The organism is Nocardia sp. NPDC051900, assembly GCF_044452545.1.
GTDB classification, from domain to species: domain Bacteria; phylum Actinomycetota; class Actinomycetes; order Mycobacteriales; family Mycobacteriaceae; genus Nocardia; species Nocardia sichangensis.
This window is the reverse complement of the sequence record NZ_JBITBU010000021.1, coordinates 60,435-80,348: the sequence shown is the minus strand read 5'-3', so window position 1 is coordinate 80,348 and position 19,914 is coordinate 60,435. Positions and strand designations below refer to the sequence as shown.

Annotated in this window: 19 protein-coding genes; all 19 read right to left on the bottom strand. The window is 67.8% G+C overall.

Features of this window, described 5'->3' with window-relative positions; genetic code table 11:
* Positions 1 to 320: 320 nt before the first annotated feature.
* On the bottom strand, positions 321 to 1,880 hold the full coding sequence (locus tag ACIA5H_RS30240) for a hypothetical protein (protein WP_397078990.1): 1,560 nt from the start codon (positions 1,878 to 1,880) through the stop codon (positions 321 to 323).
* A gap of 412 nt (positions 1,881 to 2,292) precedes the next feature.
* Positions 2,293 to 2,826 carry a single-stranded DNA-binding protein gene (locus ACIA5H_RS30235; protein WP_397078988.1) on the bottom strand — a complete coding sequence of 178 codons (534 nt, stop codon included), beginning with the start codon at positions 2,824 to 2,826 and terminating at the stop codon, positions 2,293 to 2,295.
* 124 nt (positions 2,827 to 2,950) lie between these two features.
* Entirely contained in the window at positions 2,951 to 4,636 is a 1,686-nt protein-coding gene (locus ACIA5H_RS30230) for a ParB/RepB/Spo0J family partition protein (RefSeq protein ID WP_397078986.1), read from the bottom strand.
* 113 nt (positions 4,637 to 4,749) lie between these two features.
* Positions 4,750 to 4,950, bottom strand: a complete 201-nt coding sequence (locus ACIA5H_RS30225; protein ID WP_397078984.1) for a hypothetical protein — start codon at positions 4,948 to 4,950, stop codon at positions 4,750 to 4,752.
* A 142-nt stretch (positions 4,951 to 5,092) separates the two neighbouring features.
* The gene (dprA, locus tag ACIA5H_RS30220; RefSeq protein ID WP_397078982.1) at positions 5,093 to 5,863 is read right to left on the bottom strand and encodes a DNA-processing protein DprA; all 771 of its coding nucleotides are present in this window, start codon (positions 5,861 to 5,863) and stop codon (positions 5,093 to 5,095) included.
* Between the two features lie 200 nt (positions 5,864 to 6,063).
* Positions 6,064 to 7,038 carry a DUF4192 family protein gene (locus ACIA5H_RS30215; protein WP_397078980.1) on the bottom strand — a complete coding sequence of 325 codons (975 nt, stop codon included), beginning with the start codon at positions 7,036 to 7,038 and terminating at the stop codon, positions 6,064 to 6,066.
* Positions 7,039 to 7,694: 656 nt separating this feature from the next.
* Entirely contained in the window at positions 7,695 to 8,240 is a 546-nt protein-coding gene (locus ACIA5H_RS30210; protein WP_397078978.1) for a hypothetical protein, read from the bottom strand.
* 355 nt (positions 8,241 to 8,595) lie between these two features.
* Positions 8,596 to 9,282, bottom strand: a complete 687-nt coding sequence (locus tag ACIA5H_RS30205) for a hypothetical protein (RefSeq protein ID WP_397078976.1) — start codon at positions 9,280 to 9,282, stop codon at positions 8,596 to 8,598.
* A 61-nt stretch (positions 9,283 to 9,343) separates the two neighbouring features.
* On the bottom strand, positions 9,344 to 9,553 hold the full coding sequence (locus ACIA5H_RS30200; protein ID WP_397078974.1) for a hypothetical protein: 210 nt from the start codon (positions 9,551 to 9,553) through the stop codon (positions 9,344 to 9,346).
* Positions 9,550 to 10,053: a hypothetical protein gene (locus ACIA5H_RS30195; RefSeq protein ID WP_397078972.1), complete on the bottom strand. Its 504-nt coding sequence runs from the start codon at positions 10,051 to 10,053 to the stop codon at positions 9,550 to 9,552. Before ACIA5H_RS30195 ends, ACIA5H_RS30200 begins: the two co-directional genes overlap by 4 nt.
* Positions 10,054 to 10,058: 5 nt before the next feature.
* Positions 10,059 to 10,535: a DUF3085 domain-containing protein gene (locus ACIA5H_RS30190; RefSeq protein WP_397078970.1), complete on the bottom strand. Its 477-nt coding sequence runs from the start codon at positions 10,533 to 10,535 to the stop codon at positions 10,059 to 10,061.
* 2 nt (positions 10,536 to 10,537) lie between these two features.
* A complete protein-coding gene (locus tag ACIA5H_RS30185) occupies positions 10,538 to 10,990 on the bottom strand; it encodes a hypothetical protein (protein WP_397078968.1) in 453 nt (150 codons plus the stop codon).
* Positions 10,987 to 11,244, bottom strand: coding sequence for a hypothetical protein (locus ACIA5H_RS30180; RefSeq protein ID WP_397078966.1), 258 nt, complete (start codon positions 11,242 to 11,244; stop codon positions 10,987 to 10,989). The genes ACIA5H_RS30185 and ACIA5H_RS30180 overlap by 4 nt, the downstream gene beginning before the upstream one ends.
* A 69-nt stretch (positions 11,245 to 11,313) precedes the next feature.
* Entirely contained in the window at positions 11,314 to 12,069 is a 756-nt protein-coding gene (locus tag ACIA5H_RS30175) for a hypothetical protein (RefSeq protein ID WP_397078964.1), read from the bottom strand.
* Complete coding sequence (locus tag ACIA5H_RS30170) at positions 12,057 to 13,283, bottom strand: hypothetical protein (protein WP_397078962.1); 1,227 nt, start codon at positions 13,281 to 13,283, stop codon at positions 12,057 to 12,059. Before ACIA5H_RS30170 ends, ACIA5H_RS30175 begins: the two co-directional genes overlap by 13 nt.
* A 111-nt stretch (positions 13,284 to 13,394) precedes the next feature.
* Positions 13,395 to 14,186 (bottom strand): class II glutamine amidotransferase, encoded by a 792-nt coding sequence (locus tag ACIA5H_RS30165; RefSeq protein WP_397078960.1) that lies wholly within the window; start codon positions 14,184 to 14,186, stop codon positions 13,395 to 13,397.
* A complete protein-coding gene (locus ACIA5H_RS30160; RefSeq protein WP_397078958.1) occupies positions 14,174 to 15,367 on the bottom strand; it encodes a hypothetical protein in 1,194 nt (397 codons plus the stop codon). Before ACIA5H_RS30160 ends, ACIA5H_RS30165 begins: the two co-directional genes overlap by 13 nt.
* A 186-nt stretch (positions 15,368 to 15,553) precedes the next feature.
* On the bottom strand, positions 15,554 to 16,105 hold the full coding sequence (locus ACIA5H_RS30155) for a hypothetical protein (protein WP_397078956.1): 552 nt from the start codon (positions 16,103 to 16,105) through the stop codon (positions 15,554 to 15,556).
* Between the two features lie 336 nt (positions 16,106 to 16,441).
* Positions 16,442 to 19,912 carry a hypothetical protein gene (locus tag ACIA5H_RS30150; protein ID WP_397078954.1) on the bottom strand — a complete coding sequence of 1,157 codons (3,471 nt, stop codon included), beginning with the start codon at positions 19,910 to 19,912 and terminating at the stop codon, positions 16,442 to 16,444.
* Between the last annotated feature and the right edge of the window lie 2 nt (positions 19,913 to 19,914).

Genomic DNA, 19,914 nt, shown 5'->3' with positions numbered 1-19,914 from the left:
GAAGAGGGTGGGGGGTGGGGGTAGGAGGACTGAGCGGAGTGGCGTGTGGACGGTATGTGGATGAATGAGGATGGGGCGTAGATGCGTGGTGCGGTAGCGGCATGGTGTCGCAGGGAGGTGGCGGGACGGGACGTGGACGTGGTCCTGTGCCGGTCGTCGGCGGTGGAGCGGTTCAGGCGCGCGCGTCCATCCGACGTCTCGGCGTGCGTGTGCGGCCGTCGATGGGTCTGTTCGACAGTTCGGGGTGGTGACCGGTCCGCCGTGGGCGCGGTGGCAGCCACGGCGGACCGGGGATTATCGGGTGAGGACGCGGGCGGGGTTCAGGCCGCGGTCGATTGGCGGCGGGCCGCGACGAGACCGAGGTCGATACGGCAGGTGGTGCAGTAGCCGTCGGTGTGGACGACACCGGGGCGGGCGCAGGCGTCGCAGCGGCCGATCCGCTGCCCGGCTCCCAGCGCCGCCGTTCTGCGTGGGCGGCGGGCGGCCGGGCGCGGTGTCGGAGCAACAGGGGTGGTCTGGTCGAGGTTCATCGCCATCCAGCGAGTGATCAAGCGCCAGGTGGGGCCGGTATTCGCGGCGGCGGCGCGGATGCGGTCGAGCATCGCGCGTGCCTGCCGCGGGTGCGTGGCGGCGATGTAGGCGCAGCGGGAGTCGACGAAGCTGCGCATGCCCCACCCCAGGGCCAGCGGCGCGATACCGGGGTGGCCGTCGGCGCGGCAGACGTCGCAGAGACCGTCGTCGCTGACGTGGTCGCCGTCGAGGGCGTGGAGCGCGCGCCGGTCGCTGGCGGGTCGGTCGATCCAGCAGCCGACGCACGGCCAGCCGAGGTAGGGGGTCATGGCCGCGAGGTCGTAGTCCAATCCCGATCCTTGCCAGGTGGACTCGCGGAGGTCGAGCTCGGTGTAGGGCAGATACTCGTCGCGGTCGTCCGGAACGGGCAGCCCGGTGCGCCGGGCTGCGAACCGGCTCTGGTCGGCCGGGGTGATCCTCGGCGGCAGGGCGGGGCGGGCACGGTGAGAGCGTGTGCGTCGATCACCGCCGCCCGCGGGAGCGGGGTCGGTGTCGTGGTCGCGCAGGAACGCGCGAGCGGCTTGATCGAGGGCGCTGTCACGGCCGTCGCGTGCGCCGCGGCGCGGAGATGACTCGGGCGCGAGGAGGTGTCGGTCGGCCTCGGTGTAGCAGTGGGCGACGTGCAGGAAGTAGCTGCGGTCCCACAGGTCGGCTTGCACGTGCGCCCACATCAGGTCGACGGGTTTGCGCGGTTCGGGCACCGGCGGGGTGCGGTCGGTGTCGGGCTCGGTGTCGATCGCGTAGAGCCGGTCGGCGGCGTAGGCGGCGTAGATCTGCTCGCCGCGCTCGGTGGCGCGGCGGTCGCGTTCACGGTGACGCAGATTGACCGTGGCGGGCACCGGCGTGCGGGCTGCGCGGCGAGCGGCGATCGCCTCGGCGCTCAGGCGCGCGGCGTCGGTGGCGGCGGTGGGGGTGGCGGTGAGCCGGTCACGGTTGCGCCGGTCGCGGATGGAGCGGCGCACCCATTCGGCGGCCTCGATCGAGATGTCGGATTGCTGGGGCATCTCGGGCCGATACAGACCGGGTTCGGAGTCGGCGGTGTAAGCGATGATCACGTCCCGCAGTTCGGGTCGGCTCTTGGCCATCCAGCCCAGCTGCCGGGACGCGACCTTGAACGGGGACCGGGTCAACAGGTCCGCGGCCCGGTCGAGCAGTTGGCGCTCCTGCGGGGAGGCCAAGGCCAGAACCTCGGTGAAACGCTCACGCGCCCGGTCGGGATCGACCTCGAGAAGGTACTCGATCTCACCGAGCGCCTCAGCGAACGGGGAATCGGCAACAGCAGTTTCGGGAGTGTTCAACGTAGCGGTCATCACGGACTCCTGTCGTGGTCGTGGAAACAGCTCGGCCCCGTACCGGATGCGCGCACAGCACGGACCCCGGTACGGGGCTGGGCGGCTGGTCGTCTGACCCGCCTGAGTGCGACCGACCAGGGTGGGATCCCGACACGGCGAAGGGAACGCGCCCACCCGGGCGGCGGCGAATTCGTGCGCTGAGCGCACCGGCCGGCGCGGGTGGTGGACGTCGCGCGGGCGAATTCGGTGACGGCCGGGGCGCGGGCCCGCAGCCGTGGCGGGATCACGGCCTGGTAGCACTCAGCAAGGCGGGACAGACGGCCAGACGATCAGCCCTCACCCACCGAAAACTCGACGGCACGAGCGATCAGCGGTGGCCGCACAGTGAATCTCCTGCCAGTACCGGCGACACGATGCGCGTGAGTTCGGATCAGAACGCCGGATCTTCCACCCCAGAGCCACCGCCGAAGGAGCTCACGGCGTTGAACCCCCATGGGTCATCGCTCCTAGTTCCCGCTACCGCGCCCACGAGGTCCCGGGCCCGGTCATCGCTGTCGGAACGACCGGCCGCCGTGCGGCTGTAGCCATTGCCGGGATGGCGGGAAACGCGGTTGACCTTGGCGGTGGCGAAGCGCAGCGATGGCCCGATCTCGTCGACCTCGAGTTCCATTCGGCTGCGCTTGTCGCCTTCGGCGGTCTGCCAGCTGCGCTGCCTCAACCGGCCGGACACGATCACTCGCGCACCTCTGGTCAGCGACTCGGCAACGTTCTCCGCGGCCTCGCGCCAGATGCTGCACGGCATGAACAGCGCCTCGCCGTCTTTCCACTCGTTGGCGTTGCGGTCGTGATACCGCGGGGTGGAGGCGACGGTGAAGTTCGCGACCGCGTGACCGGCGGGGGTGAACCTCAACTCTGGATCGGCGGTCAGGTTTCCGATCACGGTCAGCACGGTGTCTCCGGCCATGAGCATGCTCCTTCTCGAGGTGTGGACGGATGGGGATGGATCGGTGATCGTGCTGCCACCGAGTTGTGGCCCTCGGTGGCAGCACGGGCCGCCGGACCGCCTCACTCCCAGAACAGTGGTGGTGTCAGGAGGCGAGGTCGATGTGGTGGTAGTCGATGTCTCCGGCGGCGGCCTGTTCGACATCGAGCAGCGCGAAGTCCAGCTCGGTTCCGGCTACGGCGTCGGCGAGGAAATGCAGATACCGTTTGGTGGCCGCGGAGCTGTCGCGCCAGAAGCTCTTGCCGATCGGCGCTTCGGCGGCGGCGATCTGCATGGCGAGCACGATCATCCACGCCCGCGAGGGTGTCGCGGCGTGGATCGCTGCGACCAGTTGCTGGGTGGAGCCGCCGACGCCGAGCAGTTTGGTCACCTTCTGCAACACGCTCGGATCGAGGGTGTGGGAGATGGATTCGGCGACGAACGCCGCCGCTTGCCGCGGCGGGGTGCGTCCGGCCAGCAGGCGCGGCAGGAACTCCTGCCGCCGCGCGTTGGCCGCATCTCCGCGTTTGTTCAGCTCGATCACCCGCCGCCGGTCCTGGCGCGCCTGCTCCCGCTCGGCGGCCGCCTTCGCGGCGGCTTCTTCGGAGCCGTCACCGGTGTCGGGGACGATCTGTTGCAGGCCGCTGTCGGCCAGGGCGCTGGCGGGCAGGAAGTAGGTGGGGATCCAGCGGTCGCGCCACTGAACCTGCTCAGCGTGCACCCGCCCGTCGGCGGGCTCGGCGGACAGATCACCGCGGGTGCTCCAGTCGACGGCGTCAGGGTCGATGATCGCGCCGGTGTCCTTGTCGACCAGCAGCCCGTTCTCCTGCACCTTGAGGTACACCACCCAGCGGGCCGGGTCGGTGTAGATCTGTTCCTCGCTGACCGGCTCACCGTCGGCGGTGACCAGCTCGCTGGCCGGGATGTAGGCCGCGTCCGGTTCGCTGGTGTCAGGTTCGGTGGCGAGGATCCCGAACCCGTACGCGCCGTAGAGCAGCGACTCGTGAAGGCGGGCACGGGTTTCGGCGCGGTCGTTCTCGATCCGCTTGGCGGTGGCGGCGAAGCTCCACCGGCCCGCCGTCGCCAGCCGCTGCACCGCGTCGGTGTCGCCGAGGTTGTCGTAGTGGGCGATCACCGCGAGCTCATCGAGGGTGTACTGGCGCTGTTCCAACAGCCGTTTGGCGGTGTCGGAGCCGCCGACCGCGGCGGTCTTCTGAATCTCCGACCGCTTGCGCTGCAACCCTTTCGCGACCCGGGTGGCGGAGGCCCCCAGATCGAGCATCAACGCGATGCCGGTGGCGCGGTCGGCGTCGGTGAGCGGGACGCGGCGGTCGTTGAGGTTGATCTGGGTCAACGTCCGCGCGATCCGCCGCTCCTTCGGGTCGACGTCGGTGGGGGCGTCGGTGACCCACACCGGCACCCGCGTCAGGCCGACCTCGCGCGCGATCAGCGTGCGGATCTGCCCGTCGACGACATGCACGGAACCGTCGGGCTCGCGTTCGGCGCGGATGGGGTTGCCGACACCGAACTCCCTAATCGACGCCGCTTCCTCCGGATGCGCGGTGAGATCGAAACTCTTGCGGACGTTTTCGGCGATCACCAACTCCGCCGGATCCAGATACTCCGCCTTGGCCTCGGGCACATCGAGCACCACGGGCTCCTCGAGGACGGTGGAGTCCTCGACCACAGCAGTGCTCTGCTTCGCAGCCACGGATGTGGTCTCCTCGACAGTCACCGAGTCGATGCCAGGACCGGGGTCGGTGACGGCGGTCAGGGTGGAAGTAGTCAACATGGCTCCTTGATGACAAGCGGCGCGGCGACCCCACCAGTCACAGGTGAGGCCGCCGCGCCGGAAGACGGATACAGGCATGACGGGACGGGCGTGCGCCGAGGGCGGATGAGAGGTCAGGCGGCGCGTTGGGCGCTGTGGCGGGCGACGTTGATCGGGTGCAGTCGCAGCACGCCGTGTTCGCCGTCGTCGAGGAACGCCCAGTAGCGGCCCCGCCAGCCGGGGTAGTCGCCGCGCCCGCTCCAGCACCGCCGAATCGGTGATGGAGGGCGCGGCTCCGGCGTAGCCGAGGTGCTCGAGACGGTCGTAGTCGCCACGAGCAACGGACTGCACGGCAAGGCTGGATGCGGACATGAACAAACCTCCTGGGATCGATGGGACGGACTCGACGCCGCCGCAACGGGTGGGTCGGGTACGGACACGAAGTGCTGTCGCCAGATCAGCAATGCCTGCGGGCGGTTACGTGGTGGCAGCCCACGGATGCCTCTGGTCAGCCGAGCGCGGCGGGGTCGGCGTGCAGGTCGTCGATGACCTGGTGGGCATCGGTGACCAGGCGGCGTGCCCGGAGCGGATCAGGTCGTGGCAGCCCCTCGATGCCGAGGAGTAGACGGGGCCGGGGATCGCGAACACCGGGCGGTTGAGTTGGTGCGCCCAGCGGGCGGTATTGCGAGTACCGCCGCGGATCCCCGATTCTGGGATGACCAGTGCCCGTGACAGCGCCGCGACGAGCCGGTTGCGTTGCAGGAATTGGTGTTTGGCGGCCGGGGTGTCGGGTGGGTACTCGGAAATGAGCAGCCCGGTCTCGGCGATCCGGTCGAATAGCTCGCCATGTGGGGCGGGGTAGGTGCGACCCAACCCGGTCGCGACCACGGCGACCGTGCGACCACCCCGGTTGAGCGCCGCACGATGGGCGGCGGCGTCGATACCGAACGCTCCGCCGCTGATGACCGTCCAACCGCGCTCGGCCAGATCACCGGCGACATCATGGGTGACGTGCACCCCGTAGTCGGAGGCGGCGCGCGCTCCGAGGACCGCGACGTGGAACTGCGACAGCGGACTGTGCCGCATTGTGCCGCGCATCCACAACACCACCGGACTCCCCGCAGTGATGCCAGGCACGTCGAGGTCGGTCACAGCCCTCGGCCACTCGGCATCGTCGCGGGTGACCAGTCGAGCCCCAACCGAGGCAGCGTGGTCGAGGTCGCGGGCGGCCAGATCCGCCAAAAGCATCCGGAACACCGGTGGCGGCAACCCGACCGGTGGCCAGCTGGGCAGCGGCCTCCTCGACCTCGTGCGTGGCCATCAGCTCACGCACGACCGGCGCGGCGGTCAACGCGGCGCGGGCCAGGATCACCCATGCCAGCCGGCGGGAGAGGGTGTGCGATGCGGGAATCATGAAGCCTCCACAGGGATCGATGCGGGTGCGGGGTTCAGTCGATGTCGATGCCCAGTTGCGCGGCGCTCGCGCGCCCGGCACTGATCGCGGCGCGCAAGAGCGCGACCGGGACGGCGCGGTGGATTCCGGCAACCATCGCCTGCACTGTCGGGTTGTCGGGGTCATCGGCCACCGCGATGCCGATCGCCGCCGCGGCCCGGTCACGGTCACCGTCGACGTAGGCGGTGACCGCGCACAGCATTGCCGCCGCGGTGCGGTGCGGGGAGGGCAGCGTCCGCACCAACAGCGCCCACAACCGCTGTCCGCGTTGTCCCTTCGCGCCGACGGCGAAGGCATACAGGCTGTCACGGACCAGCCCGTCGGTCAGTGCGTCGGCGAGCTCGGCGACCTCCGCAGCCGACAGCACGCCCTCGTCCCGGACCGCCTCGACCTGCATCAAGGCCAGCCGCAGCCGTTCCCGCGACAGCTCAAGGTCACCGCCACGCACCGTCACCAGTGCGGCGACCTCGGCAGCCAGGCCGGCATCCGGCACCAGGTCGGGTGGAAGGTCGGCGGCGCTGCCGCCGCGCGGCGCGGCGTAGGGCAGCAGACCGTGCTCGCTGCCGAACAGACTCGCCCACGGGTGGCCAGGGTCGCGGCCGGTGACCGACCAGGCCGCCACCACCCCGACACCCAGGTCGGTGAGTTGATCGCGGATCCGGGCCGCTAGTACGCGGTGCTCGTCGCGGGGAAACCGTGTACCGAGGGGGTCGTCGACCACGACCACGGCGACGGCGTCCGGGCGATACTCGGCACACCAGCGGCGGATGTGGGCCAGGATCGGGCTGGTGGCCAGGTAATGGCCGGTTCGGGCCAGGTCTTCGTGGCGGAAGCGTTCCACTCCGATAAACCCGGCCGACCCGGACGTGGGTTCCCGCAAGGTCATCACGACCAGTGACCGGTGTGTCGGTTCCGGCAACCTGGCCAACACCTCGGCGATGAAACGGCCGGGATCATCAACGAACGACACGACAAACCTCCTCGATCACTGGGACAGGAGCGCGCCTCACCCACATCGGGCGAGACACAACAGGAAAGACACGCGCACCGAGCGGCGCGGGCCGCGCGACGGTGGCGGAATCGCTAGAGAGCGTGAGGCGGGGACGGTGGATGCGCCCTGGAGGGGGAGGGGCGCATCCACCATCGCGCCTCGACGCCGGGTGAAGCAGCGGGCGACAGCCCGGCGCGGGCAGCATCGGGCTTCGACCGACGGGAAAGCGAAAGTGACTGTCCCCCCGATGAAGTCCGAACCCCTGTAGGCAGACTAGCCCCGTCGCCCATTCGAACCAGAGGAGATGCCCTATTCAAACGCGCACCACACGCGGGAGATGCGGGCGGCCACACCATGGGTCTACTGCCGGTGAACCTCACCTGTTCGTCAACATGGCTACCGCAGGCAGAACGACCGGATCATCTACCAAGGGATCCATGGACGCCTCGACCCTCGTGCTGAGGATCTCGGTGAGGATCACACCGTCCACGAGGCCCACGCTGGCGACGACCTGCCGTTTCCGTGGTTTGTTCGGTCTGACCATCGGTGCTGGCGCTCCGATACATCGGTGCTATTCACAACGCTGTTTCGGCCGGGCGGGGCACAGTGACCTCGGAGTTGACGAAAAGCGCCTGCTACCAGTGTTCGATCAGGTCGAAATGCAGCTGCCCGTAGCCATCGGGGACGGCGGTTCCGACGGTGATGCGGTCACGAGCCCACGATCCCACTGCCTCGAATCCGAGATCGCCGATGGCGCGCTGCGGGTGGAGGTCGCCACCTCCTCGCCCATTGCCCTCCGCTGTCAGGATCGGAAGCGGATGAATGCGGAGCTCAACGTCGTTGGCCGGGACGACGTTCTTGTCCACGTAGACCCGCTTGTCATGGTTGATGACATAGCGGCCGATGACGGCCGAGTCCGGGACCGTGGCCTTAGTTGCGGAATCTGCACGGTCATAGAGGCTTTCCGGTGTGATACCACCGGGCTCGATGTCGGCATAGTGACCGGCCCACACGACCCGGGTTGGTTCGGTCAGCAACCGTTCAACTGCCTCAACGAATTCGTCGCCGATCCACGAATGCTCCATGATCTTGATGCTCATGTGGTAGTCCCACGGGTCGACATAGCCGACGATGTCGTCGGCGTCATCGGCGAGCAGGACAGCTCTGAAGAACTGGCCCATAGCGAGAGGCACCTTTCGAGAGAGATCGATGAAATGCGGAGGTGGAGCGCATGACGGGCCCCGGGACTCGCCTGATGCAGGCCACCAGCTCAGCGGCGCTGGTGATCACCACGGGCAGCGGTGGCCGGTGTGCCGGTCGAGGTCGCGCACCGCGTCCGCGACGGGTGCCCCGGGCTTCCTACAGGACGGCGACGGGCTTCGGTGTGCCGAGCGCTGAGCGTCCGGGCAGCGATTCGGTGCGGCGGGAGACGAGCCGGTCACACGACACCGGGACTTTTCTCGCAACCAGGCTGCACCGATCTTCGGGCGTGCGCGGCAGTGCGCCGATGCAGGCGCGCGTCCTGCCCGTGGGGTGTCACAGCCGCAGGCCCCCGTAGCCAAACATGGCTGCGAACGCGAGATGAGCGCGCAGCAGGTCGACCGGGTGAGACGTCCCGTCGGCGGCGGGTGCGGCGTCGCGGACCTTCCGGATCTTCAGCAGTTTCGCGCCGCGCAGCTTGATACCGGTCACCGGTGGTGTGGTGTCGGTGCCGGGATCGTGGAAGGTGGTGTAGTCCGAGATCGGAATCCACACCTCATACCAGGCGTCGGCGGGCTGGCCTTCGCGTGGCGCCTCCCGCGAGTCGCGTTCGTTGGCCTGCCACCGCCGGCAGGGACAGGCCGGGTCGTCGCAGCGAGCGAATTTCTCGGGCGGGTGCCGGTTGTAGCGGGTCTGTCGTCCCGCCAGCATGGGGCACGCCTTGCGGGAGTAGTGGCCGCATTCGGGATGTACGCCCGGCTCTGGGGAGATTCCGCGCAGGTGGTCGGCGGGGCGGATGTAGAGCATGACCCGGTCATCCAGGGGCTGCCCGCAGACCTGGCACAGCCTGCGGGACAGCGTCTCTTGTAGTCGTCGGTGGTCGATTTTGCCCCAGACCGGGCGGGTGCGGTCGCGGTGGGCGAGGGTGATGTGCGGGACCACCAGTCCCTGCGCCAGCGGTGCGTGCGCCAACCGCACAGGGATCGGCGGCCGCGCGGGTACTGGTACTTCGGAATCGGTCAACGACGATCACCTCGAATCACTCGGAGGATGGGCCCACCTGCAGTGGCAGACGGGCAGAGTGTCAGGACTCGGTGGACTGGATCGGTGCGGCCGAGACCTCGAGACGGATCACCCGCTCGGCGGTCCGGGGGGCATGGATGCGGACCTCGATCACCGCGCGCAACGCGCCCGGAACGGGCGGTTCGGCGACCCAGGGGGCGAACCGGTCGGGGTCGCGGTGGGGAAGGTTCGTTTCGATCCAGGTCACCAGCTCTGTAGCGTTGGTGATCACCACGGCCAGCGGCGACCGGTGTGCGGGTCGAGGTCGTGCACCGCGACCGCGACGGGTGCGCCGGGCACCTGGATGCTGACCGACCGCGGCAGCAACGCCTGGAGGCCGCTGGCAGCGAGATTGCCGCGCGCGACCACCCACCGGCCACGCTCATCGAGCTGGGCGGGCAGCAGCCGCCACCCGTACCCGCTCGGCAACCGATCGAACAGCTGTCGCTGCCAGAGGTCTCGGCTGCCGCCGTCCTCATCGACGGTGACTTGCGTGGTGTACTCGATGCGTACCAACGCCATCACGACCGCTGTTGGCGCCCCTACCCCGGCCGCGACAGGGTCCACGCCGGGGAACACGCCGATCGAGGCGCCCGGCCGGGGCGGGGTGGAGAACGCGGCGTGATACCCCGCGACGAGCACCTGTGCGGTGGAAGCGAGGTCGGGCAGGACCGAGCGGTATCGAGGATCGGTCTGCAGGCGGGCGAGGTAGCGGCTGGAGTCGATCCCCACCGCGATCACCCCACGCCTTGGGGCGGGTGCTGGTCAGCGCCGGAAGTTGGCGTGGGGGTGGGCGCTGTTGGGCTGAACATCATGGTGAAGCTGCTGGTTGAGACGGTGATGGACAGCCACCCGTTCACCGCGGCGTAGGCGCGGATCAGCTCGATGAGCGTGTGGCCGTCGAAATCCTCGGTGAGATCGAGGTATTCGACGAAGTCGTCACCGAGCGGGTCACCGTGGTTCCAGTGGGTTCCGGGGCCGTGGTCGAGGGCGTAGACGACGTGCGCCTGGTAGTCGGGGCTGTCGGGTTCGCCGGGCTGGTGGGGGATGCCGTTGCTCATCAGGTAGATGCCGTGGTCTTTGACCCAGATCAGCGACGGCACCGCCGGGCCGGGATCGGCATACGGACAGCGGGAATGCTGCGAAGCGGCCATGGCGTGCTCGGCGAGGTCGATCACCTTCGACAGCGGGAACCACAGTGCGACCGAAGCCATGTTCAGCACTCCTTTCGGTGGGAGAACTCGGTGGGCACCGCTTCGGGCGCGCCGCCGCCGAGTGGGCGGACGGATTCGATGAACCTCAACGGCAGCAGCACCCCGGCCTGCTCGCCAGCGCGGGTGAGCACGGTGTGGTGGCGGTGCACCACCTGGATGCGGACGTGGTCGTGGACATGGCCGCCGCGGGTGATGACCGTGGCCGCCACCCGGGCGCGGCGGAGCCGATGCAGTTCGGTCGCGAGGAGCGCGACTACCGGATCACCACCCTCGCTGTTCCCGGAGGCCGCGGCGGTGCTGGCCAGACGCTGGCGCAGCATGTCGCGGGCGGCACCGAGGTCGTCGAGGTCGGCCTCGGCGTCGAACCAGGCGTCGATGCGCGCGAGGACCAGGCGAAGGAACTGCTGCTCGGATGCCTCAGCGATCGGTGCTGGCGGGGTGTGGTAGTCGCTCATCGGCGACCGCCCCGCAGACGGCGCCACCACGTGGCTCGGCGGATCGGGCCGGGCCGGGAGCCAGTGGCCAGCGCTGTGGCGAGGATGTCGCAGGCGTTCGGGCTCAGGTCGGCGTAGCGCCAGTCGGTGTCGGGATTGTCGCGGTCGCGCAGCAGCAGCCGCACGTGGTGGCTGTCGGTGCTGGCGATAACGCTGTGGCCGTCGACGTCGTGCAGCCGGATGAGGATCGTGGCCAGATTCGGGTAGTAGGGCACGGAAAGATCCGCCTTTCTCGAAAGGGATGTTGAGGCCGAAGGTCGGCGCCCAAGCCGTGATGTGCGTGGTCAGGCGGTTTCGAGTTCGATGAGGTCGGCGTAGCGGTCCATGCCGTCGAACGCCTCGCAGTCGCATCGCGGAAACGGGCGCAGGCATTCGGCGCAGAATCCGCAGGCGGTGCAGTGCGGGCCGGGCTGTTCGGGGTCGAATTCGCCGCAGCCCAGGCACTCCCAGTCCACGGCGGCGCTGTAGCCCCAGGTGTGCGGCAGGTAGGTGCGGTTGGAGTACCAGATTCCGCCGTCCCAGTGCCCGTAGCGCTCGTTGAAGATGTAGGCGGAGTGCTTGTAGGCGGGGTCGACGGTCAAGATCACCATCTTGTCGCCGCCCAGCCACCGCTCCAGTCGCTCCCGCCCGGACCAGGAGTCCAGTGGCCCGAACGGCAGGGTCGGCAGGAAGTCCTCGGCGGCGATGCGGGTGTCGCTTCGACTGTCGCCTTTTGCGGGGTGGACGTTGTCGGGCAGGATCCCGTTGTGCGCGAGCACGGTTCGCTCGTCACCGCCGACGAGGAAGGGATGACAGTTGTCCACCGCGAGGTGGCCGTGGGTGGCCAGCCGGGAATGGAACAACGCCGCCCCCTCGGGATGACGCTCCCGCACGGTGGCGAACTCGGTGATCACTTCCTCGGCGTTCATGCCGCGGCCGACGATGATGCCGGTGTCGGTGAGCACGGCGTAGCCGTGGCCGTGCGGGTTGGCCAACGCCCCACTGGTCAGAGCGTCGAGGTCGGGGCTGATACCGGGTTTGAGAAAAACTAGGATGCACATGCGAGGGCCTCCATTTCGGCCAGCAGCGGGGAGTACTGGGGGTGTGAGCGCACCCAGGTGGTGAAGGAGGTCCATTCCCAGCCGCGTCGGCGCGCGATATCGGCCGCCGACAGCCCGCGGGTGTATTCGACTGACGCCGCGGCGAAGGCGAGGGCGGCTTGGACCTGCTGGGGGTGCAGGGAGCTGGCGAAGACTCGCAGCTCGAAGGTGTTTTCGGGGCAGACGTTGACGGCTTGGTAGCGGCCGTAGCCGTCGGTGCCGCCCTTGGCGTACTCCTGTGCGTTGGACCGCTGGTGGGAGGAGAATCGTGCCCATTCCGAGTCCCGCCGGCGCGCCAGGGTGGTGACGGAGCGTTCGTTGCGGTAGACGAATTTGAGCCAGCGGTAGGCGTGGGCGGGGTTGGTGAACCCGGCGCGGGAGAGGTGGACGTGGATGCCGACGCCGTCGTCGGTGTAGCAGCCCAGCAACCGCAGCCGACCCAGCAGCTGCCACGGAAAGCGTTGCAGCGCAAACTTATACGACATGGGATGGGTGACGAGTTCGAATCCGCAGGGGATCGAACCGTCTTCCTTCAGATACGCCAGATCCCGGACGTGCGCTACGGCGGTGTCGACCGCGTCGCGGTAGCTGCGGTCGGGGGTTTTGATCTCCAGTTCCATCCCGAGGAACAGCGGGCCGTCACCGTGGAACCGCAGTGCGGGGGTGTAGTAGGAGTCGTGGACGGCGTGATGGGTGGGGGAGTAGGTGTCGAAGCAGTTGTCGCAGTAGGTGGTGTCGACCGGGACGAGGGTGAAGCATTCGCAGCATTCGTGGTAGTCCTCGTCCGCGCACCGCTCGCACACCCGGTTGCCGCCGTCGACGCAATAGAGCTGGTCGGCGAGGCTGGCGCAGTCGTCGCAGGTCTCGTAACCGGACGCGCACTCGGCGCAGACTTCTGTGCTGGTGCCGACGACGCTGCGGACGGCGCGGGTGTAGATGGCGCAGTCCCCGCATCGCTGCCAGCCGGTCAGGCATTCGCGGCACAGCAGGGTGTCGTCGATGGTGCGGGCGAGGGTGTCGGTGCGGGCGTGGGCGGCGCAGCTGTCGCAGCGCGACAGCCCGTCCGCGCAATCCGGGCACACCCGGTCGCCGTCGATGGTGGCGATGAGGTCCTCGCCGCGGATCGGGCTGGAGCATTCCTCGCACGACGCGTCGGGGAGTGTGGAGGCGGGCATGACGAATCAGGTCCCTTCTCGTGGAATGGAAAGAACCCCGCACCCGGCCCGAGAAGCAGGCGGTTTGCGGGGTTCTGAATGGGCGGCAGCTCGTGGTGGCGTGTTCGTGGTTTATGGGGCGCTGGCTTGCTGGCGGGGCTGGTGATGCGCCGACGACAGTGCGCGGGGCCCTTCACGGCCTGACGTAGTGGTGGGTGCGGTGTGGCAGGTGCAGTCGGGGAATGCGGTTTCGCAGTCGAAGCACCAGCCGCAGTCACCGCAGTAGCGGCTGGCGCGGTGCAGGTCCAATTTCTGGCAGTACCCGCACAGGTACCGGCGTCGCTTCGGCCAGCGCAGCGCCAGGGGCAGGTAGCTGTTGTTGGAATACCAAATCTCGTCCTGCCAGTACCCGTGGTGGTGGCCGAACAGGTAAGCGTGGTGGGCGTAGGCCGGGTCGACGGTGAGGATCAGCAGTTTGCTCGCCCCCAGCCACGACGCCAGCCCCCGCGCCCCGCGATGGGTGTCGATCGACCCGAACGGCGCCTTCGGCAGGTACTCCTCCGCTGCGATGCGGGTGTCCGAGCGCGGGTCGTAAGGTCCGGGGTGTACCCGTTTGGGCAGTGTCCCGTTATGCGCCAACACGGTTCGGGGGTCACCACCGAGCCGGAACGGGTGACAGTTGTGGATGCCGATTGCGCCGTGGGTGGCGTAGCGGGAATGGAACAACGCCGGACCGGCCGGATGCGCGGCGCGCGCTTTGAGGAACTCGGTGATCACACGGTCGGCGTTCATCCCGCGCCCGACCAGGATCCGGTGGTCGGCCACGATCGCGAACCCGTGGCCGTGCGGGTTGGCTTGCGCACCGTAGGCCAACGCGTCCGGGTCCGGGGTCACCTGCGCGGGCAGGTAGGTCAACAGGCACATTCCAGGTCCTCCATCTCCGCCCACAGGGGCTGGTAGTCGGTGTGATCGGCGACCCAGGCGGCGAAGCGGCCCCATTCCCAGCCACCGGCGCGGACGTCGGCGACGCGCAGGCTGCGGGTGTAGTGGATGGAGGCGGCGGTGAACGCCAGCGCCGCCTGCACCCGCTGGATGTTCAGGGAGCTGGCGAACACCCGCAGTTCGAGGGTTTTGCGGGGGTAGGGGTTGATCGCCTGATACCGCTCCAAACCCAGCGCGTGCTGGGGGCCTTTGGCGGTGTCCTTCGCGCGTGCCCGCGCCGTGCGGTCGAACGGTGCGTATCGGGAGCGGCGCCGCGCGAGGGTGGAGACGGCGGATTCGTTGCGGTACAACAGCTTCATCCACCGGTAGATATGCGCGGGGGAATCGAACCCGTCGCGGCTGGCATGGACATGCAAACCGACAGAGGAGTCGGTGTCGCAGTCGAGGTCTTCCAACGCCTCGAGCAGCGGCCAGGGGAACCGGTCGATGGCATACCGGTAGGACATGGGATGGGTTACCAACTCGAATCCTGTGGGCTGGATCGAGGAATCCTGCTTCAGATACCCCAGGCCGCCGAGGTGTTCGGTGGCGACGGTGACGCATTCGCCGTAGCGGTAGTGCGGGACGATGATCTCCAGCTCCAACCCCAGAAACAGTGGGCCTTCGCCGTGGAAGCGGGGGTCGGGTTTGTAGGTGTAGTGCCACACATGGTCTCGGCCTGTCCGGCAGTCGCAGGTGTGACCGGGGCGGGTCAGGGTGTCGCAGTGCGGGCACGGGGTGAGCCGGTGGGCGCAGCGGGGGCAGGCGCGGTACCCGCCGGCGACGTAGCGGCCGTTGGCGGTGTAGCGGCTGCACTGGAAGCAGACGTCGAACAACACGGTCGCGCAGCGCAGGCACACCGGGTCGTCGGTGTCGGTACGCACTGCGGGGCTGGTGGGTTTGCGGCAGGAGACACACGGCCCCAAGCCGGGTACACATTGGGCGCAGTATTGCTGCTCATCGGCGGTGTCGATCAACGCGAGCGAGGGCTCGCGACAGCGATCACACAGCGATATCCGCCCCGCGCAGCGAGGACAGACGAACTGGTCTTCGACCGGGTACCGGTCACCGGGGTCACCACTGCCGCAGACCGCGCACAGCGCAACAGGGAGGGTATCGGGCATGACGGGCCACCTTCCGGAAACGACAGAACGCCAGACCGGAAGGCGTCCTCCGGTCCGGCGTTCAGGGGCAACAGGGCGTTGGTGATGTGGTGCACCGCGAAGCCGCGGGTCGGGGGCTCACGCGGACGAGTGGTCACCGCATTCGTCGGGGCGACAGGACCCCGCGACCAGTCGGGGAGACTGCGGCTATGCCGCGCCGCGGGCTGCCACGGCGTCGTGGGCGGCCTGCTCGAGGGCGAGCAGGGGTTCGTCGGCGTGGCCGTGCCAGCGGGTTTCGAACCCCGCCCGCTGTTTAGGCACCACACCGTCGGGTGCGGCGACGAAGAACTCCTCCAGCCGGGGATAGGTCGTCGCGTGCTCGGTCAGCCACACGCGGGTGTGGTCACCGTCGAGCGTGCAGGGGACCTGCAACCTTGCGGCGATTCGGTGCAGGATCTCCACGGTTTCGGCGCGGCTTCCGCGGGCGAGGGTGTCGACGGCACGCCAGGCGCGGGCGGGTGCGGTGTAGCAGCGGCGGACCCGGTAGACCGCCCACCGGCAGTGATCCAGCTGCGCTTCGGCCAGGGCGAGGATGTCGTGGGCGCCGTCGCGGCGCAACCGATCAGTCAACGTCTTCCCCGGTCCGAACAGTCCGGAGTTGCGGTTGAGCGCGACAGCGACGTACTCGTCCACCACATGCTTGAACGCCTCCGCCGGCGCGGCCTGGAAACGCGCCAGCTGCTCCGGCCACCCTGGCACTGATACGAAGCAGCATTTTCTTGCCGCAGTGACCGTGTCTAGATGAGAGCGTGTCCAGGTACAGCGTGTTGGCGCTGTACGGGTATTAATCTGGATCGGATGGTCACTTGTCTCGTTTCCAGGCGCGTCTGTGTGCTCTAGATCATATTGTTCGCGGTTGTCGCGATTGCACGATCGGCAGTGGCCGCGATGGCTGGCGCGCCTCACGCTGCGCTGCGGCGTGGGGCCGCCGTCAATTCAATTGGGTTGCATTGAAACACGACACGATCACGGGGGTGGCCACCTCTCGCCCAGCCCCCTGACCGGCAGCATCACCGACACGAGGTTCGGCTGGAGTTAGGCCTTCCATGTAGCCAGCAGCCACAAATCCTTGCTGGTCGGATCGTATGACCGGGTCCAGGGCGTGTCGAGCTTCGGTGCGTCCTGTCCTTCTGCGTCGAAGAGGAATTCCAGCTCGTCTCCGGGCACTGCGGGCGGCCGGTACACGGCGACCTTCTCGATCGCCGAGATCCGATTGGCGCTCCAGAAGGGGAACATGTCACGGGTCAGTGTGAGCGTCAACGGTGCTTGTTGTTCCTTGGAGGACGCGAACGTGGCCCACGAGTTGGGGAATTCGTGGCGCAACGAGAACAGGCGAACCCGGCCGGCGGTGCCGTTTTCCCCTTTGGTGAGTTTCTCCACGCGCGCCACCGCGTCCTTGCGGAGGTGGTTCCGGTCCTCGCGAGCAGTCAGTCGCATGTGCAGGATGATGTCGCTGATCGTGTCGTAGTCGAACAGTCGATATTCGCCGGCGTTCTGGCCGGGAAGTTCGACGGTCCAGGTGCTGATGGCCCCGGACAGTTCGAACGGCAGTCGACGGTTGTCGGTGCCGCTGGTATCGAACACTCCGCTGTCCTGCGATCCGCTGGAAATCACGACTTGCTCGATGGGCCGATGAGTGTCGGTGAGGTCGGCGTTGATTGACGTCCGAATCGAGCTTTTGTTCAACCGAAGTGTGCAGTTGATGCTCGCGTAGGGCCCTGTGACGCAGGGGATGCTCACCGCGACTGACCGAATCCGGCGGAAGTAGTGGCCGGGGCCGTCGAGATCGAAGAACTCCTCGGGTATGTCGAACTGACAGTGCCCGGTGGCCCGCAATTTGATCAGCTGCAACGGGTTGAGCGCAGCGAGGCTGATGTGCTTGGTCAACTCGAGCTCTCGAATGTTGTTGTCGTGGTATGCCAGTTCCATCCGTTTGAGGTCGAAGAGCAGCTTCTCGCCGGCTAGCAGTCCTTCCTTGCCGGCCTGGTAGTCGATTCGGATGAAGTTCAGCTTCGTGTCGCCGAGTTCGTACTGGAGCGCCAGCTGAGCTTTCGTCGCGAGTTCGGTCGCCAGTTCGAAGGTGCGTGAATATAGCAGGCGGACTTCACGTTTCATCCATGCGTACATGGCCTTGTTGGCTGCCCGCCCGTTGGATGCGGCACCCTCGGCGTTTAGGAATTCCTCGATTTCTTCCAGTTGGCTGATCTGCTTCTGGTGGTTGCGCCACTCGGTCTCAGCGACCGCTTCCCGTATCTGAGCGGCGCGCAATTGCTTGTAGATCTGGTTGATGTCGCTGGCCGCGAGGCTGCTTTGCTGCGCCCAGTCTTGTTCGCGGCGGGCGTATGACCCGGCCTTGGCGGCGATGCCGGCCTGGAAGTTCATCGAGTCGGCTAACGTCGTGGCGATGTCGGCGGCGAACCGGGCGAACTTGGATAGCTGAGTGCCGCCGAGCCCGAAGTCGCCGCCGAGGCCCCAGAAATGGAACTTGACGCCGAAGTCCGGGATCATCGAGAGCCCCTGGCCGGTGAGTTCGGCGATCTTGATGACGTCGTGGATCGTGCGCGCCGTGGTCAGCAGGTCGAGTTCTTCTGCCTCGAATCGGTTCAACAGGCGTCCGGCGGCTTCCTCGATCACGTCGCCGGCGATGTCGATCGGGACGTCGCGCTTGGCGATCGACGGTTCGGCGGCTTGCAGGTTGAACTCGGCAAGCGCCTTGATGTCCAACTCGTCGAGTTCGGGAATCTCGATGTCGCCGAGTGCACGCCCGAGTTGCTGCTCGTAGAAGGCGTAGCGGGTGACGGCGGTGTTCAAGGAGCCGACGAGCCCTTCGCGTGCCTTCACCGCTTCCTGTAGCTGGCCGTACTTGACGTGTTCGGTCAACGTCGCCAGGGTCCGCTCGTGGCGCGCGCGCAGCAGTGTGAGCGCTTCTCCGTCTTCTTTCTCCAACGCGGACAAGAGATTTGCTCCGAGCGTGGCCACCTGTTGCGCCAGTTCGGTGGCTTGGCGGTGCAGCAGGGAGAAGCGCACCAGCGGAAGCCGCTGCGCGGTGCCGTTGATGATCGCGCTGGTGTCCAGGCCTGCCGCGGCGGCGCGCGCCAGCAGGGCCGGGTCGATGGGCGGCTCGAACAACGGTATTTGTCGGAAGACTCCCTCGATGTTGCGGCTGTTGCGGATCTTGAATAGCCGATCCGCGACGGTGTCCCAATAGCCGATCAGCTTGTCGTTGCGCGGAACCCCGAAGTACAGGCTGCGGCCGATGCCGCGAACGGTCGACAGACCCGCGCCCTCGGATGCCCCGCGCGGTCGCGGCGCGATGTCGAACAGGAGTGAACTTTCGACGTCACGCATCGTGTTGCCGAAGGCATCGAGGCCGTTGCGCAGCGAGGCATAGGTCTGGACCCGCACCGACCCTTTGGACGGCACCGCCTGCGGCCGGGGACCAAGGATATTCGCAGCCAACACGTACAGCTGCAGCGCCTCGTCGATCGCCTCACCAGTATCTTGGCGGAACAATGAGTCCCCCCACGCGATGAGGTTGTCGAGGTAGGCCATCACCGTCTTGAACATGTAGGCCGACTGGCGGAACCGGGCCACCACATGCGGCCGGAACGGCGCGTCCTTCCATGCCTGGATCGCGTTGATCGTGTCTCGCGCCAGCACCGGGTCGGTGCCGGTCGACAGGTTCACCAATATCCTTTCGATGCTTTCGACGTCGATGGTCTGGAACGGCTTGACCTTCCAATAGCGTTCGGGGGAAATCTGTGCCGAGACGTCGGTGGGGTCGAACAAGAAGTGAAACCATTGCCGGGCTTCGGCGTAGCGTCCGCTGCGGCTGAGGTTGACTGCGATGATGAACGGCACGTGGTAGAACAGCTCCCAGTTGTAGACCGAGTACGCACCGCCGGGGGAGAAGTCGAGATCGTCTACAGGGTGTGGGGAGAGCGCGGTGTCGGGGACCAGCGCCGGGTTGGGGGCGTAGGCGGCGAACACGTCCCGCGACAGCGTCGGTCTCGGCGCGCCGTCGACGAGCGTCGCGGTCAGTTCGGCCGACAGCACGACCTCCGAACGGTTCGACCGTCGCACCACGGTGCCGGCAGGCACGCGCACCTCGTGGCCGGGGGCGGCGGCCACCGGTGTGCGGTCGGCGCCGAGGAGGTGACGCCCTGCTAGGTGGACGGCACCGGTACCGGTCAGTGTGAGGGTCACGTCGTCGGCGAGGGTCACCACTTCCGCGGCAGGGATGGTTACCGGTAGGCCACCCACTCCGCCGGTGGTTGCAGCCACGGGCGCCGACACCCGAAGCCGCAGTTGGTGTTCGGTGTCGACGGCCTGCAGCGCAGGAGTCGAGCCCGACAGAAGCCGGCGGGTGAGTTCGGTGACCCATGGGTGGTAGTGCGGGCTGAACTGGTAGGACAGGTTGCGCTCGCGCACGACGATCTGCTTCTGCTCGGTATGCGAGCCGGGCAGCCGCGGCCAGATTTTGCCGAGCAGGTCGGCGTCGATCAATC

Coding starts and splice junctions, on each gene's coding strand:
- dprA (WP_397078982.1), bottom strand. CDS start 5,863: ATGCTTTTGGCGGATCTGGCCGCCCGCGACCTCGACCACGCTGCCTCG.
- ACIA5H_RS30170 (WP_397078962.1), bottom strand. CDS start 13,283: ATGCCCGCCTCCACACTCCCCGACGCGTCGTGCGAGGAATGCTCCAGC.
- ACIA5H_RS30185 (WP_397078968.1), bottom strand. CDS start 10,990: ATGAGCGACTACCACACCCCGCCAGCACCGATCGCTGAGGCATCCGAG.
- ACIA5H_RS30230 (WP_397078986.1), bottom strand. CDS start 4,636: ATGTTGACTACTTCCACCCTGACCGCCGTCACCGACCCCGGTCCTGGC.
- ACIA5H_RS30235 (WP_397078988.1), bottom strand. CDS start 2,826: ATGGCCGGAGACACCGTGCTGACCGTGATCGGAAACCTGACCGCCGAT.
- ACIA5H_RS30240 (WP_397078990.1), bottom strand. CDS start 1,880: ATGACCGCTACGTTGAACACTCCCGAAACTGCTGTTGCCGATTCCCCG.
- ACIA5H_RS30175 (WP_397078964.1), bottom strand. CDS start 12,069: ATGTGCATCCTAGTTTTTCTCAAACCCGGTATCAGCCCCGACCTCGAC.
- ACIA5H_RS30160 (WP_397078958.1), bottom strand. CDS start 15,367: ATGCCCGATACCCTCCCTGTTGCGCTGTGCGCGGTCTGCGGCAGTGGT.
- ACIA5H_RS30165 (WP_397078960.1), bottom strand. CDS start 14,186: ATGTGCCTGTTGACCTACCTGCCCGCGCAGGTGACCCCGGACCCGGAC.
- ACIA5H_RS30210 (WP_397078978.1), bottom strand. CDS start 8,240: ATGGGCCAGTTCTTCAGAGCTGTCCTGCTCGCCGATGACGCCGACGAC.
- ACIA5H_RS30190 (WP_397078970.1), bottom strand. CDS start 10,535: ATGGCTTCGGTCGCACTGTGGTTCCCGCTGTCGAAGGTGATCGACCTC.